The sequence below is a fragment of the Phaeovulum vinaykumarii genome (assembly GCF_900156695.1).
Lineage (GTDB): Bacteria > Pseudomonadota > Alphaproteobacteria > Rhodobacterales > Rhodobacteraceae > Bieblia_A > Bieblia_A vinaykumarii.
The window spans coordinates 1-14,562 of sequence record NZ_FTOM01000017.1 but is presented as its reverse complement, the minus strand read 5'-3'; the positions used below and the strand labels follow the sequence as shown (position 1 = coordinate 14,562).

At 66.8% G+C, this 14,562-nt stretch carries 14 protein-coding genes, 1 tRNA gene, 3 pseudogenes and 1 other annotated feature; of the genes and pseudogenes, 6 read left to right on the top strand and 12 right to left on the bottom strand.

Going from position 1 to position 14,562, the window contains the following annotated elements:
• Window positions 1-17 precede the first annotated feature (17 nt).
• Window positions 18-94 (top strand) — tRNA-Met (locus tag BW949_RS16220).
• Window positions 95-255: 161 nt separating this feature from the next.
• Window positions 256-952, top strand: a pseudogene (locus BW949_RS16215) (hypothetical protein).
• Between the two features lie 160 nt (window positions 953-1,112).
• On the opposite strand, the gene BW949_RS16210 reads toward BW949_RS16215, so the two are convergent.
• Both BW949_RS16210 and BW949_RS16205 read right to left on the bottom strand, forming a co-directional pair.
• Window positions 1,113-3,488, bottom strand: a complete 2,376-nt coding sequence (locus tag BW949_RS16210; RefSeq protein WP_076367962.1) for a YbcC family protein — start codon at window positions 3,486-3,488, stop codon at window positions 1,113-1,115.
• Between the two features lie 39 nt (window positions 3,489-3,527).
• A complete protein-coding gene (locus tag BW949_RS16205) occupies window positions 3,528-5,078 on the bottom strand; it encodes a proton-conducting transporter transmembrane domain-containing protein (RefSeq protein ID WP_076367960.1) in 1,551 nt (516 codons plus the stop codon).
• A gap of 102 nt (window positions 5,079-5,180) precedes the next feature.
• Here BW949_RS16205 and BW949_RS16200 point away from each other — a divergent pair, with 102 nt between their 5' ends.
• Complete coding sequence (locus BW949_RS16200) at window positions 5,181-6,059, top strand: LysR family transcriptional regulator (RefSeq protein ID WP_076367958.1); 879 nt, start codon at window positions 5,181-5,183, stop codon at window positions 6,057-6,059.
• A gap of 346 nt (window positions 6,060-6,405) precedes the next feature.
• On the opposite strand, the gene BW949_RS17690 is transcribed toward BW949_RS16200, so the two are convergent.
• From BW949_RS17690 to BW949_RS16165, 7 genes and pseudogenes are all read right to left on the bottom strand, one after another.
• On the bottom strand, window positions 6,406-6,798 hold the full coding sequence (locus tag BW949_RS17690) for a hypothetical protein (RefSeq protein WP_328585833.1): 393 nt from the start codon (window positions 6,796-6,798) through the stop codon (window positions 6,406-6,408).
• A pseudogene (locus BW949_RS17685) lies at window positions 6,795-6,896 on the bottom strand (YcbK family protein); the annotation flags it as partial. The pseudogene BW949_RS17685 and the gene BW949_RS17690, both read right to left, overlap by 4 nt.
• Window positions 6,869-8,845 carry a phage tail tape measure protein gene (locus BW949_RS16180; RefSeq protein WP_407947277.1) on the bottom strand — a complete coding sequence of 659 codons (1,977 nt, stop codon included), beginning with the start codon at window positions 8,843-8,845 and terminating at the stop codon, window positions 6,869-6,871. The pseudogene BW949_RS17685 and the gene BW949_RS16180, both read right to left, overlap by 28 nt.
• On the bottom strand, window positions 8,838-9,005 hold the full coding sequence (locus tag BW949_RS17630) for a DUF7697 family protein (protein ID WP_210199539.1): 168 nt from the start codon (window positions 9,003-9,005) through the stop codon (window positions 8,838-8,840). Before BW949_RS17630 ends, BW949_RS16180 begins: the two co-directional genes overlap by 8 nt.
• Before the next feature lie 62 nt (window positions 9,006-9,067).
• Entirely contained in the window at window positions 9,068-9,505 is a 438-nt protein-coding gene (locus BW949_RS16175) for a hypothetical protein (RefSeq protein ID WP_076367956.1), read from the bottom strand.
• 2 nt (window positions 9,506-9,507) lie between these two features.
• Entirely contained in the window at window positions 9,508-10,446 is a 939-nt protein-coding gene (locus tag BW949_RS16170; RefSeq protein WP_076367954.1) for a phage tail tube protein, read from the bottom strand.
• 23 nt (window positions 10,447-10,469) lie between these two features.
• Window positions 10,470-10,892 (bottom strand): acyl-CoA transferase, encoded by a 423-nt coding sequence (locus BW949_RS16165; RefSeq protein ID WP_076367952.1) that lies wholly within the window; start codon window positions 10,890-10,892, stop codon window positions 10,470-10,472.
• Window positions 10,893-11,010: 118 nt separating this feature from the next.
• Between BW949_RS16165 and BW949_RS16160 the strand changes: the two genes are divergently transcribed.
• Genes BW949_RS16160 through BW949_RS16150 form a run of 3 tightly spaced genes read left to right on the top strand, consistent with a single transcriptional unit; the run spans window position 11,011 to window position 12,929 of the window.
• Window positions 11,011-11,364 carry a hypothetical protein gene (locus tag BW949_RS16160; RefSeq protein WP_143524473.1) on the top strand — a complete coding sequence of 118 codons (354 nt, stop codon included), beginning with the start codon at window positions 11,011-11,013 and terminating at the stop codon, window positions 11,362-11,364.
• 6 nt (window positions 11,365-11,370) lie between these two features.
• Complete coding sequence (locus BW949_RS16155) at window positions 11,371-12,528, top strand: phage minor head protein (RefSeq protein ID WP_076367948.1); 1,158 nt, start codon at window positions 11,371-11,373, stop codon at window positions 12,526-12,528.
• The gene (locus BW949_RS16150) at window positions 12,525-12,929 is read left to right on the top strand and encodes a hypothetical protein (protein WP_076367946.1); all 405 of its coding nucleotides are present in this window, start codon (window positions 12,525-12,527) and stop codon (window positions 12,927-12,929) included. The genes BW949_RS16155 and BW949_RS16150 overlap by 4 nt, the downstream gene beginning before the upstream one ends.
• A 16-nt stretch (window positions 12,930-12,945) precedes the next feature.
• On the opposite strand, the gene BW949_RS16145 is transcribed toward BW949_RS16150, so the two are convergent.
• The 3 genes and pseudogenes from BW949_RS16145 to BW949_RS16135 form a co-directional block, all read right to left on the bottom strand.
• Window positions 12,946-13,569, bottom strand: coding sequence for a DUF6441 family protein (locus BW949_RS16145; RefSeq protein ID WP_076367944.1), 624 nt, complete (start codon window positions 13,567-13,569; stop codon window positions 12,946-12,948).
• 65 nt (window positions 13,570-13,634) lie between these two features.
• The gene (locus BW949_RS16140; protein WP_076367942.1) at window positions 13,635-13,889 is read right to left on the bottom strand and encodes a head-tail joining protein; all 255 of its coding nucleotides are present in this window, start codon (window positions 13,887-13,889) and stop codon (window positions 13,635-13,637) included.
• Window positions 13,890-13,896: 7 nt separating this feature from the next.
• Window positions 13,897-14,469, bottom strand: a pseudogene (locus BW949_RS16135) (major capsid protein); the annotation flags it as partial.
• Window positions 14,469-14,545 (bottom strand) — a sequence feature (AL1L pseudoknot). Its footprint overlaps the pseudogene before it by 1 nt.
• Window positions 14,546-14,562: the final 17 nt, after the last annotated feature.

Genomic DNA, 14,562 nt, shown 5'->3' with positions numbered 1-14,562 from the left:
AATCCCAGACCAACCGGCGCGGGGTGGAGCAGCCCGGTAGCTCGTCAGGCTCATAACCTGAAGGTCGTAGGTTCAAATCCTACCCCCGCAACCAAAATATAGTTACATGTCAAATACTTAAAGGCCGAGCATAACGCTCGGCTTTCGTCATTCCAAATTCTTGTCAACACCTGGTCAACATTCGACCAGTCCCCCATCGACGGGGCGGATTTCCGCGCTCTCGCCTTGCGAAACATGCTGTGGCAGCATCGCGCCATGATCAAGTTCCGCGCTCTTCCAGATGACCATCCCGACCTGAAGCACTCGCGGCTCTTACGCGCGGCGCTTCTGACGCTGCGCTACGCGCAGGAACACGGTGCCATCGGCCTGACCAAGACAATGGCCTTCAAGCGCGTCTTCGTGCACTGGGCGGTCGAGCATTTTGACTGGCCAGGAAAGACCTCGGAAGAAATGTTCCACTATAGCAAGGTCATCAATGAGTATGAATTCCCGCCGCTCGAGGTGCTGCACCAGCTTCTGATCACCCTGCGCCTCGGCCGGCACTTCAAGGGCGAATTCCGCCTGACCAAGCGCGGCGCCGAATACGCGGGCGCGCCAGCTCGGCTGTTTGCCGAACTCATCCCGTTTTTCGTTCTCCAGATCGACCATTCCTCCTATGCCCGCTTCGAAGATCGCCCCTTCGGGAAGTGGGATGTGTGGATGAACGTCATCAACGTCGAGGCTGAACGCGGCATTCTATGGCGAGGACCATGACTGGGACAATGCGGGGTGGCGCAAAATGGCCTCGTTCTCTTCCTGCGTCCTCAGACCGCTTGAGTGGGCGGGATTGCTTACCGAGACACGTGGAGTACGCGATCGCAAGCATGTGCACCACGTCTTCAAAACACCGCTCTGGCGCAGCGCACTGAAGCTGGACACCGATGACATGCTGCGCCCCGTCTCAATTCAGTAGGTCGACGTGATCGGCCCTTTGCAGACGTTCATCGCAAGAAGGGGCGACAGCAGCCATAACCCAGATACAGGCAAGCCGGGCGCCGACACGCAATGCTCTCGGTAAGGCAGCGTTTGCCCCTTGCCATGTACGGTGTCGAGGGCTGCTCGCGTCGGCAGCCTTAGGCCTCTGGGGCGAGGTCGCCAGCCGGTACCCAGGTAAGGCCTGGGCGATACCGCGCAGCAATCCGACCGCCTTCAAGTGAGAAGAGATACAGCCAACCATTGTCGAATAGCTCGCGCACCCCGACGTGGCGTGCGAGGATCTCGGTCATCGCGGTCTGAGGCGCTTCGATCAGCACCGACAGGCGCAACGGCTCATGCGCCAACCGTTCGCCGTCATGGACCGTCTGCCACGGCAGGCCCGGGCGCAACACGCCGCCGTTGCCCTGCACCACTCCAATTCCGCCAACGACATTGTGGATCAGCTTGTTGCCGCCGCCAAAGGTCTCGGGCGCGACGGTCGAGCCGTAGTACTGCAGGCTGATCCAGCTTGCGACAACGACCGGGGCGGTCAGGATCAGCTCCAGCGTCCCGAAGCCGGCATCGGCCTGCCAGTCATAGCTGTGCAGGAAGGCCCGGCCCTGCAGGTCGGTCGTCGCGGTCACCGCGCGCGGAGCTGCGATGAAGGCCGCGCAGCCCGCCAGGCCCCATTCGGGCCGCACTTCGGCCCAGTCAACCGCCCGGGCCGCGACTGTGGCCGCATTGGCCCCCGGCAGACGCAGCGCCCGCTCTGCCCGCGCACCTTTCGCGGCCCGGGACAGCCAGTCCTTCGCCATCGCCAGGTCAGAACGATGCTCGGGCGCGGGCGTGTCCTCGTACACTGTGACCGTGTCGGTCGTCGTGTCGTGCAAACCGGCCACGAAAACCGTGTCGGCGGGAAGGTCGATCCCCAGCGCCGGCAAGCCCTTGCGGGTCTCCGGATCGTTCAGCAGGATGGCCAGAAGCCGCGCCGAAACCTCGCCGGTCTGGCCGCCGCAGGCCCCGCAGTGATAGGCGCTTGCATGTGGGTTGTTCGTCGTCTGCCCACCATGTCCCAAGAGAAGGACCAGCCGCGCATGGCCCTTGGTCATGCTCATGGCCTTCAGCACGGCGGCACCCGTCGCGGCCTTCGCCTCGGGCGACAGCCCGCCTTCGATCCGGGGCGCGGGCGCGGTCTCGGCCTTGGCGGACAGGCCCAGCGCGTCCTTCACCAGCTTCACCCCATAGACCGGCCCCGCCGCTTCCACGAAGGCGAACGAGGACACCGCCGCCTGCCGGAACCGACCCCAGGCGCGCGAGGTGCGGGCGGCGATCCGGCTGGCCTCTTCCACTGCCGGAGCGGCATGGCCGGTCGAGCTGAGGCCAGGGTTCAGAAGCACCGGAAGATGCGCCGCGACCTCATCGGTGCCATGCGCCCGGTGCGCCAGCGGCAGGCCGAAGAAGCCCGCAAAGCCGATGGTGGCGATGCCGGGGTCCAGGGCCTCAAGCGCGCGGCGGAAGACCTCGGACCGGACGTCGATGCAGAAGGCCGCCTGCAGCGCGGGACGACCCGCCACCGCTTTTGGCCCGGTCAGGGCCGCTGCTAGCCTGCGCTGATGCGCCCGTTCGGCGGCCTCTTGCAGGATCGCATCGATCACCTGATCGGGCGAGGGCGCGACGGGTGCCGCATGGGCCTCCACGGTCTTCGCCCAGTCCTCCGCAACCCCGGGCGCGTGGTCCAGAAGCGCCTCTTCCCAGACCAGCCGGATGGCCAGAAGGTCCAGAGCTGTGGCGTCGCTTCCGCCTTTCAGCTCCGCCTCCCACAACAGCCACCGCGCATGTTGCGCCCAGCCGCCAAGGTCCATCAAAAGCCGGTGGAACGTCGTCGGCGCCGCGGCTTCGGTGATCCCCAGCCGTTCGGCGGCGCGCAGGATCGCCCGCTCGGCCGTGTCCGGCGCAGCGGCGACATGGGCGCAGAACCCCCGAACTCCGGCGATCTCGGGCGTCAGGTCGTGCGAGGCCCACTCCCGCCAGGCAGCAAAGGCATCCTGGCCCGGTGCGGGCGTCCACAATGCCTGCCCCCGGTCGAACCGTCCTGCAGCCCACAGGCCAAAGCTGCGCATGACCACCGCAGGCCAGTCCGTGCCCGTCGCAGCGGCAGCCAGGTCGGCCAGTGTCGGCAGGGCCCTGGGTGCCGCGGACGTTGCCGCAAGCTTCGCCTTCAGCATTGCAAGGTCCGCGGGCTTCACCGGCGAGGTGGAGGCCAAGAGCGCCGCCGCCAGGTCGTCGTCGGTGATCCGGCCCGCCGCGACCTCGGCCGCGACCTCGGCCCGGGGCCGGGTGATTGACACCCCGGCAACGCGGGCCAGGCGGGCGGCAGCGTTGGCCAGATCCTCACCCGTCTGGCCAAGGAACGGGTTGACCGCGACCGTGGCCGACAGCGGGAAGGCGGGCGGGATGGCGCGCACTGCCGCCTCGGCAGCCTTCGAAAGGTCGGTGACTCGGGCGGGGGCGATGGCGATCGGTTTGAGGAACATGGGTCTCTCCACGGGATCTGAGGGTCGGGTCTAGGGGGTTCAGAAGGGCTTCGTGGTCTTGAAGCCGCCGATCATGCGGTCCAACAGCGCGTTCAGATACAGGCCGTTCGCCAGGTGCACGCGCATGCCCGCCGCTGCCGGGTGATGCGCCCACAGCGGGAACAGCGCCTGCGCCACCGCCACCAGCCCGAAGGACAGAAGCGCCAACACGATCAACGCCCACTCCAGCGCGCCAGCCTCGGGCACCGGCGGCAGCACCCCGCCCCACAGGGCGAAGGCCGCCTGATGGAAGGCGAAGTAGGCGATCGCCGCACCGGCCGAGGCCAGGGCCGTCCGCTGGGTCAGCGCTGCGGGCGCGGCGTCGGCCAGGCCCTGCGCGACCAGGTAGGCGACGCCGAAGACCAGGATCATGCCCAGAGCCAAGGCCTGCGCCGACTTCTCGCCCGCGACCGCCGTGAACCCCGCCGCCACTGCGACATACAGGGCAACCGCGATCAGGAAGGCGCGAAAAACCGCTCCGAAACCGGGCACCGCCACCGGCCCCGGCCGCCGGATCGCCGCCACCGCCTCGACCGCCCCGCCCGAGGACAGGAAGGCATGCGCCTTGTACAGCGAATGCGCCACGATATGCAGCAGCGCCAGCGCCCAGAGGCCCAGGCCGCATTGCAGCAGCATGAAGCCCATCTGCGCCACCGTCGACCAGGCCAGCGCGGTCTTGACGGCCGACTGGCTCAGCATGACCACGGCTCCGAACAGCGCCGTCAGCCCCCCGATCATCACCAGCGCCGCCATCGCGCCCTGGCTCGCCTGCACCACCTCGGCCATACGGATCAAAAGGAAACCACCGGCGTTGACGATGCCTGCGTGCAGCAGGGCCGAGACCGGGGTCGGCGCCTCCATCACCTCGGTCAGCCAGCCATGCAGCGGGAAGGACGCCGTCTTCAGCGCCGCCGCCAGCACCAGAAGCGCCACCGCGACCTGGGCCGACAGCGGAAGGCCCGCCCTCGCAGCGCTCGCAATCCCCGCAAGGTCCGCCGTGCCGAAGCTTGCCCACAACAGCAGCGCGGCCAGGACGACAGCCGCGTCTCCCGCGCCCCAGACGAGCGAAAACTTCGTCGCTGCCCGCTGCGCCTCGGGCCGGTCCGGGTAGAACAGCAGAAGCTGCCGCAGACCAAGGCCTGTCACCACGAAAGCCCCCGCCAGCACAGCAAGGCTGCCCGATTGCACCAGCACCAGGACCGCCGCCAGCGTGACCAGCATCAGCGCGTGAAACCGGCCTTCGCGCGCCTCGCCATCCAGGTAGCGGCGCGAATAGCGCAAAACGATCCAGCCCACGAAGGCCACCAGAAGGCCCATCGTCACGCTGACCGGATCAAGCCGCAGCGCCAGAAGCCCCAGGCCCGAGCCAAGGGCGAGAACCGTCGGCCCTTCCAGGATCAGCCAAAGGAAACCGGCAGCAGCAAGGGCCAGCGCGGCAAGGGCTGCAGCTTCGGCAATCGCCGGGACGGACCCCGGGCGACGACCGGGCCGCAGCGCGGCAAGGCTGGCCGCAGCCAGAAGGGGAAGCGGGGCAAGCGACAAGGGGTCCATCGGGTGGTCTCCGCACAAAATGAATTGCGGGGAACAGATAGCCTCTGGATATGCACCAGAAAATTACATATTTTCGGTAAAAACGTTCTAAGGAACAGAACGATGGCCCAGATCAACCTGCATCACCTGCGCCTGTTCCGGGCCGTTGCCACCGATGCCTCGCTCACCGCTGCCGCCCGGCGCCTGAATCTGTCCCAGTCAGCGCTCTCGACCCAGATTCGGACGCTGGAACAGACGCTTGGCCATGACCTGTTCGAACGGCGCGGTCGTGCCTTGGTGCTGACCGAGGCGGGCCGGATCGCGCTTGACTATGCCGAAGCGATCTTCCGCACCGCGGACGATCTTAGCGCGACCTTGCGCGAAACCGGGCGCAGCCGGCAGGTGCTGCGGGTCGGCGCGCTGGCCACGCTGTCGCGGAATTTCCAGCTGCAGTTCCTGCGTCCGCTCATCGGTCGGCCCGATGTCGAAGTGGTGCTGCGCTCGGGCAGTCAGGCCGAACTTCTAAGGGGCCTCGGTGCAGCAGCGCTTGACGTAGTGCTGACGAACCTTGCCCCGCCACGCGATGCCGCCAGCCCCTGGCTAGTACACCGGCTGTCTGAACAGCCCGTCAGCCTGATCGGTACTGCGGCGCGGATCGGCACCGGACCCAGGCGGCTGGCTGAACTTCTGACTCACGCGCCAATCCTTTTGCCGACACGGGAAACAGCAATCCGAGAGGCGTTCGATGCGCTGGTCAGCCGCCTGGGTGTGGTGCCCGCCATTGCGGCCGAGGTGGATGACATGGCCATGCTTCGCCTTCTCGCGCGAGAAGATGCCGGACTCGCCGTCATTCCGCCCATCGTCGTGCAGGACGAACTGGCCTCAGGGCTGCTGGTCGAGGCCGTGAACCTGAATGGCATTGCCGAAACCTTTCTTGCGGTGACCCGCGACCGTCGTTTTCCCAACCCGCTCCTCGGCGATCTGCTTGGAAATGGCATCTGACATCTGGTCTTGGCAGAACTCATCAGTCATCAGTGCTGGGTCTGGCATGATCAGGTCACAGCGCTAGCACCAGTGCAGGAACCGGTACGCAGAAGCGCATGTATGCCAAGATGGAGAGCCCCGAAGTGGGCTGCTGGCGGAACCAGCGCAGTTGATCCTTCCAGCGCTTTAGGCGGATCGTTCCGATATGCGACCGTCTCGTTTGCGGCCATCGGCAAGTGTATCCCGTTCGCGATGGAATGCCATCTCAAGTCGGTTCAGAGCCGCGGCAGACCTTACGGTAAAGTCTGACGCCGTTTTACTGAGGCCCGCCATTAGGGTTGCTGCGAACGTCTGCTCTCCGCCCCTACCGGCAGGCCCGCGCCTGGTCGCGCAGCACGGCGTAGTCGCTGAGCATCCGGACGACGACGGCCCCACCCGGCAGTGTTTCGACCTCTTCTGCGGCCCGCGCCTGCTCGGCTGCCGTGTAGTCGACTACCGGCGGACATGACGCGTGGGTCTCAGAACCGCCCGTCGCGCAGGCGCTCAACCAAAGCATCGCGATCGGGAGGGCGGCGGCGTCGAGCATCTGGCGGTGGATGGCATCGTTTCTCTCTCGGGCATCAAGCCGCTCGGCGGCGCGCCCGGCGCGTTCGCCTGCGCGGCGCAGGTTAAGCAAGAACAGCAGGATCGCTGCGGCGGCGAGGATGAGGCCCAGCGCCTTGCGCGCAGCGCCATGGGTGATGAGCCAGCCGGTCACCGCTGGCCCCGTCTCCAGTCGTCGAGCCGGGCGTGGATGGTGACGGCGATGCCGATCAGCGCGATGGCGATCAGCACCCAGCGCAGCGTGTCGAGATATCCCCGCCGATGTCGCGCGCCTTGGCGGCGTAGTCGGCAAGCGCTGCCGTGACGGCCTGCCAGCCGGTGAGGGCCGTGTCTGCACCCTCGGCGGCCGCAGCCCCCGCGTCGCGTGCAGCGCTGCCAGCGCCATCGGCGGCGGCGGCCGTGTCGTTCAGCCCGGCCGTGAGGGCATCTGCCGAAGCGGCTGCATCGGCGAGTGCGGTTTCGGCCTCGGTCCCTGTGCCTGTGACGGCATCCTTCAGAGCCTGCCAGCTGGCGAGCGGCCGACCGGCGGCATCGGCCAGCATCCCGGCCGCTTCGCGATAGCCGTCTGCCCGAGCGCGGGCAGCGTCGGCCATGGCCCCGAGCCCGAGGTCGGGCGGCTCTAGGTAGGTGCGCGCGAGTGCCGCCGAGAAGGCATCCGCGGCCGCAGCCCCTGCGGCCGTTGCCGCGCCTTCGAATGGATTGCCGATGCGGCCGAGTTCCACCGGATCGAGGATGCCGATTCGCACGCCACCTTCGCCGGTGGCCCATTCGGGCAGCAGTGCGAGGGCCGCATTCAGGGTATCGATGAAGCTGTTGATGCGGGTGACGACGCCGTTCAGCATCGCCTCGACGCCCGAGATCAGCCCGTTCGCCGCCTGGAAGGCGAAGTCGCCGATGGCCCCCGGCAGACTGCCCCAGATCGCCACCGCGGCGTCATAGGCCCCCTGGAAGATCGCGGCTGTTCGGTCGCCGAAGCTGACGATGCCTGCGATAGTGCCCTCCAGAGCAGAGAGACCGGCCGCCTTCAGCTCCTCCCATCCGGCCGCCATGCGGGCAAGCGCCGTGTCTAGCGACAGCCCGATGCGCGACCACACCTCGCGGGCCAGATCGCCGAGGAGACGAAACGCCTCGCCCATCCCGCCGACCCGGGCGACGAGTTGCGAGAACTGGTAGACCAGTTCGCCCGCCCCGACGATCAGAGCGCCGATGCCGGTCCGGATGAGGGCGCCACGCAGGAACACCAAGGCGGTGGCCAGGCCGCGCACCGACAGGGCAGCGGCGGCAAGGCCCGCCACCCAGCGCCCGGCCATGACGGCCGCGAACATGGCCGCATAGGACGCCAGACGCCCCAGGTTGCCGATCAGCCCGTCAATGGCCGAACGCAGGATGCCGCCATCGGAGGCAAGGGCCACGAAGGCTTTCGCCAGTGCCTCGATGGTCGGCGCCACGGCGACGGCGATGCGGTTACGCAGGCCGTCGAACACGAGGGATACGGTGCCTAGCGCCAGTTGTGTACGCCTCAGGGCTTCCAGCGCATCGCCGTCCAGCACTCCGCCGAGGTCCGAGGCCTGATCCCCAAGTCGGGCCATTTCCGCTCCGCCGTTCCGTAGGAGCGGCAGCAGGCGCGTGGCGTCGGACGCCATGGCCTCGAGATAGAAGGTCATTTCCTGCTGGCTGAGACCGGCGCGTTCGAGGGTGTCGACGTAAAGTTGCAGCGCCTCGGGGCCGGAAAGGCGCGCGAATTGGTCGGCAGTGATTTCGACCCGGGGCGCGACGTTCTCGAAGAAATCCGCCATCGGCCCGCCGCCGGTCTGCAGGAAATCCCCGACCCGGTCGTTCACGCCCTTCAGGATGTCGGCCAGCTTCTCCTGTTCGATGCCGACCGTCCGCGCCCCGGCCGACCATCGTTGCAGGGCTTCTGGCGTCGCATTGGCGACCTGCGCGAATTGCCGGATCTGGGCGGCGCTCTCGGCCGTCGAACGGACGATCAGGCCTAGCGAGGCCGTGGCGGCGGCAGCGGCGGCCCCAAGGGCGATGCCCGCACGACGCGCGAACGCGGCCAGCCGGGTGTTGGCCAGTTCCATCTCGCGTGACAGGCGGCCAAAGCCACGGGCCCCGGCCTCGCCCACGCCTTCCAGTTCGGCGCGCACGCGCCGCCCGCCCTCCGCGACGAGGCGGACGGAGACCTTCTTCTCAGCCATTCCGGCGTCCTTCCATCTGCTCGTTCATTTTGCGGACCATCACCGCCTCGATCTCGGGCAGCAGTTCGGCGGCGATCAGGGGGTTGATGCCCAGCGCCTGCGCCAGCGCGAGGGCCGCGGCCATGTCCCATCCGATGACCGCCCCTGGCGCGATGCGCATCTGCCCGCCAAGACGCTGGGTCAGGTCCCAGACCTGCCAGCCCTCGAGGGTCTGCGGCCGGTTCAGTCTTGCGGGGCAGTCCGGGCAGGGGCCCGAGCAGGCCGCGCAATAGCCGTCGCCCTCACCGAAGGACCAGTCGGCGAGGGCGCGGAGGCGTTTTTTTCCTGATCCAGCATCAGACCGCGGGCGACGTATTGCGCCTGGAAGGCTTCGAACACGGGCCAGATTTCCAGAAGGGCATCGATCCCGGCCGGGCTGACCGGCACGAGGTTGCCGTCATCGTCGCCCACACCTTCCCAATCCAGCACCGCGCGGCGGGCGACGGCCTTGGCCATGGCCAGTGCCATGTCTTCCTGGCTGGCGGTTTCCGACAGCGTGTCGAGGGCCGGATCGGCGCGGGCCGAGACCATGAGCGCGGTGGTTAGGGGAGCGACCAGGACACGCAGGCCGGGCAGCAGGTCCAGCCATTCGGGCCGGTTCGACAGGTTCAGGCGGATCATGATCAGTATCCCGTGACGGTGTTGACGAGGACGGCGGTGCACATGCGGGCGGGGCTGACGGCCTTGGCGGCCTGCCAGTCGAAGGTGGCCTGGATGCCCTGCGGGCCCGGAATCTCGATCCGCGGGCGCGGCAGGTAGACGGCGTGCGCCGTGAAGGTGAAGCTGGCGTTGGCGCCGAGGCTCCAGGCGAAGACCAGTTCGCAGGGCGTGCCGTCGATGGCCTGCGTAATCAGCGTGGTATCGGCGAAACGAACCTCCACCCGCCCTGTCAGAGCGGCCATGCCGGGGTCTGCCCCCTCGATGCGGCCGTCCGAGCGGATGGTCTCGATCCGGTCGAGGCCGTTGGTATAGGTGATCTCGGCCGAGACGACATTGCCCAAGGCGGTGCCGTTGCGCTTCACCACCCCGTTGAAATGCCCGAACCGCTGCAGCGATAGCGACGTCGGCGTGCCTGCGGCCGTGGCCGCCGCGACGTTCTCGCCCTGCGCCACCAGCCGCGCCGTGGCGGTCAGCAGCCCCGACCGCGCCATCTGCCAGGAGAGCTGATCGCAGACGCAGCCGGTGTACATCGCATAGCGCGGCACCTCGGGCATGGCCGTCTCGATGGCCATGCTTGGCAGCGTCCAGTTGCCGGACTGGAAGGTGTGGGTCTTGGGCGTGGTGCCGGTGGTCGTCGGCTGACCGAAGGCCGCTTTCAGCCAGACGCCGAAGTTCTCGACGTCAATCGGCACGACGACATCGCCATCGGCGGTAACCGCGTCCTTGATCGGGGCCAGCGGGTCGCGCCCCTGGCCCAGCAGTTCCGAGGCGATCAGCGGCTGTTCGGAGCCGAGCGTGGTGCTGGCGAAGGGCACCGTCCGATAGCCGTTGGCGGGCGCTGTGCCGTAAACAGTCTCGAACGCAAGCGCCATCTGCGCCCGCGCGCCGTGTGCGCGTGCCATGGGGGTCTCCTATGTGAGGGGTGTCAGGCCAGGGGGCCGGTCGTGGTGTAATGCAGGACGACGGTGATCACCGCCGCCTTCAGGGCCGCCGCGCCCTCGACGGGCAGATCGACCGAGGCCGGGGCCTCCGGTTCGACCCAGTCGCAGAGGCCACCCAGCGTCCGGTCGGCTTCCAGCGCCGTGCCAATGGCGGCGACCAGGTCGTCGAAGGCGCTGGCCCGGCCGGTGCCCGCCTGAACGATGATCTCCAGCTCGGCCCGGTGCTGATAGTGGTAGCGCAAGGGCGACAGCGTCACCTCTGGCTCGCCCGGCTGGCCGTCGCGCAGGATGATCAGCCCGGCCGCCGGGATCCGCTCGGGCAGCACCTCGTCACGCAGGGTGAGGGCGGCAAGCGGCAGCAGCCGCGCGTGCAGCGCGGCAAGGACGGTTTCGCGGATGGTGGGCATTGACATGAACCTCGCAGCCTCCCTTGGGAGATCGCCGTGTTGCAGGCACCGTACGGTGGGGTGAACGCTTCTTTACCAACTGCCCCTACAAACCACCCGCGGGTCAGCGGGAGGTTCCATGCAGCACAATCTACGGGAATTTCTCCGCCACGGCGGTAGCGGTCAGTACGTGTTGGCACGGCAGAACGGGACCGTATTCGGTTACCGTTCGGGCATTTCGATCAAGTCTGAGTTCCTCGGCTATGCCGACCTGCGGGCCGACTTCACCGACCAACTGGACCGCGTGATCGCCGACAACACCCGGATGCTGCTGAACGCCCTGACACCCCCGGACACCGTGCCGTGGGTGACCGAAGCCGATCTGCGCGATGTTTCGGACGCGAAGGAAGAGGCGCTGCGCCAGTGGGACACTCGCCTGACGGCCATCTTCGAAGAATACGAGACCCATCCGCAGCGCCTTCGCCCCCTGTGAACCGCCATGGAAGAACGCCTGCTGCGGGCCTTCGCAGGCCTGATCAACCAGCTTCGGCAGCAGGACTTGGGGATCGAGCGGTACATCTGGCGCTCCCGGGACGACGCGAAAGTCGGCGACAGCCACGCTGAGTACGACGATCAGGTGTTCCGCTGGGACGAGCCGCCCGCAGGCGGCCATCCGGGACAGGCGCACAACTGTCGGTGCCATGCCGAGCCGGTTGCACCGAGTGAAACCATGATCACGCCTGCGGAGTATGTGCCAAGTATCGATGGATTGCCCGATGCCTTGCCGTCTCCCTCAGAGCTTGGATCGGGACTTCGTGCGTTGACGAGAGGAGGCCTTGCTGCAGTCGCAGTTGTTGGGCTTGAGGCATTTCGCCGATATGCCGAAGATACAGCCGTTCAGAGATCTGCGGAACGCCTTGGCCTTGACCTCACCACAGTCGAGGGTGTCTTGGCCGCCCGTGCCCATGCATGGGGCCAATTTCACTCGGGGGCGTTTGCAGGCGCGGACTGGTCGGGACCCAGTTCCGAAATCGTGGCGCAGGCACTTGCATTATACGAACTCTCCGATCCTGGTGCTTTAGGGCGAGCGTTGTCAGGTAGCCAAGAAGACTTGGCCAGAATCCAGGGCATAGTCGATCAAGCTTTGAAAGCGTGGGGCGCGGGGCAGCTTATTGTGATTCCCGGCGAATTTGCCTCCGGTTGGGTCGAAGTCTTTCCCCAATTCGATGGATTCGGTCGTGATATCCTTGATCTGCCCGGTTTTTCGACCGAAGGCTATCAATCGCTCGGTGGTACGTCCTCACCGCATATTGTTGAGAATCGTGCAGAGGGCGGACCCAGAGCGCTTCCAGAAGGTATCCCGGAGACCGATGCAGAGGGCAGACCCGTAGAACCTGCGCCGGAAGCGCGGGGCTTGCCTGCACAGGGGCGTCCGGGAACCTGGGTTGTCGGCCCTCGCGGAGACAGACTATATGGCCCTGACGGAAAGCCGATCAAAGACGTTGATTGGGGCCACGATCACGGCCAAGGTCGGCCCCATACGCACGAATGGATCGACGGCGAGCGCCAGCCTGGTCGGCCAGCGACCGAGGAAGAGAGCTTTTCAGGTGACGGGCGAGGTGATGACGGGCTGATCCGTCCGGAGGATTGGAGATGATCACGTTTGAAGGGGATGAACGGTTTGCCGACGTGGAATATGTTGGCATGGCCTACGAATCCACTGATCGAACCCTGAGGCTGTTGGTCACGTCCGATCCCGCAGACAACTGTGAAGTGATCCTCCTTCGAAATGTTGCGGCATTTGATGTCCTTCATTTCACGCGACAGAATGTTGTCAGTTACCTCGATATCGCGCGTTTGGCCGCCGCCGAGCATCAGGCCTTTGTCGAACTCGCCGTCGGTGAAGGGGCGACGATTACTTTGACAAACAATCCCAGTCGGGATGTTCTGCTTGGGGTCGTTTTCGTGTCTGCCAACGGAGCAACGATCTTTGCTCTTTGCGGTTCAGTCGAGAAATACTCCAGCGACGGGTCGGCGCTCTACGGCGTAATGGCATGATTTTTGCGACCTGCACTCAACGATCCACCCACCCCTCCACGATCCGCCCAGGCACGGTGTCGATGGCCCGCTCGGCATCCCGCGCAAGGTCCAGCCGCTTGCGCAGCTTGACCTGTGGGACCAGCAGGAAGATCGGCACGGTTGTCAGCCCCCGTCCAGTCTTCGCGCGGGAGGCCACCGCGCGGCCCTTGCTGTTGAGCCGCCCCTCCGCCACCAGCAAGCTCGGACCCCTGCGCCGGTAGACGAACCGCAGCCCTAGTCCCGTGCGCCGTTCCCATTCGCCGGGAGTGATGCGGCCACCTTTCGTGCTTTTCCCCGCGGCCGGAGTGGGTATGGCCAGCCAGAACCCGTTGCGCGACCGGATCAGCGGCCCGGAGTCGTGCGCGCCGACGATCACCGGGGCGTTGGACCAGACCAGCGCCGCGGCGTTCAGGCTTTCGGCGCCCTTGGGATAGGTGGCCAGCCGGATCGAGTTTCCAAGCCGGGTGCCAAGGCCCGCTTGCACGATCTGCCCGCGCCAGGCCGATTTCAGGCCCGCGCCCGCCGCGTGCATCGCCGCGCTCACCGCCTTTTCGCCCGCGCGGATTTCCTCCTGCATCAGGGCCGCCAGATCGGTGCTGATCTCGAGTTTCAGCTTCATCAGGCCCCCTCCGGCCGCAGGTCCAGCGTCCAGATCAGCCGCTCGCGATCGCGCAGCGGCTCGCCCTAGATCACGAACCGCTCGGCGCCGATGACGATCAGATCGCCGGGCCGCGGCGCGGGAAGGTCGGCAACCCGCACGTCCACCGCGGTCGTGTCGCTGACAAAGCGCCCCGCGCCGAAGTCGGTCACGCGATCCGGGGCGCGACGGATGATGCGGATCCAGCGTTCCTCGGAAGTGGTGGCCGAGATCCAGAGGGCCGGGGCCGCCATGGTGGCATGGGTGAAGATGCGGTCCATGGCGGCCGCAAAGACGGACATGGGCGCGTCAGTTCGAGCTGTGGATCCGGACGGCGAGGCGCGGCCGCTTGTTGACGGGCAGGATCGACGCCTCCGTCATCACGTCGATCCAGCGGCCCTTCTCGTCGAGATGCTGGCGGGCATAAAGCGGCAGGCCGATGGTGTTGGCGGTTTCCAGGAGGTTTGCCGGGCCGCCATAGGTAGTGAAGGTGTCCATCGTGCCGAGCGGGAAGGCGATGCCTTCGTTCGCCGGAACCAGCCGTTCGGTGGCCTTGGTCGAGAGGGTGACGGTGCCGGAGTATTCCTCGAACAGGATGCTGCCGAAGGGGAAGTGGCGGCGGACATCCTCGCGCAGCGGCTGGGCGCCGGTGGCGGCGTAGAACTTGTAGGCCTCTTCCGTCTTCGGATGCGCGATCAGCTTGTCGAAGAATTCGCGGCTGACGAGGGCATGGACCGAGGTCATCGCCTCGCCCAGCAAGTTGTCCTCGATGGCGCGCAGCACCTCGCGGACCTTGCCCTGGACGTTCGTGCCTGCGGTGCCGAGGAGGAAGTCGACGGAGATTTGCGCCAGGCCGAACTCGCTGAAGTAGTTGTAGAGGGTGCGCATCACGATGCGCCTCGATGAAATCCACCATCACTTCGACCGGCGGTCGAGCTCTGCCATCGCAAAATAAGCCGACGCCTTCCGCAGGAT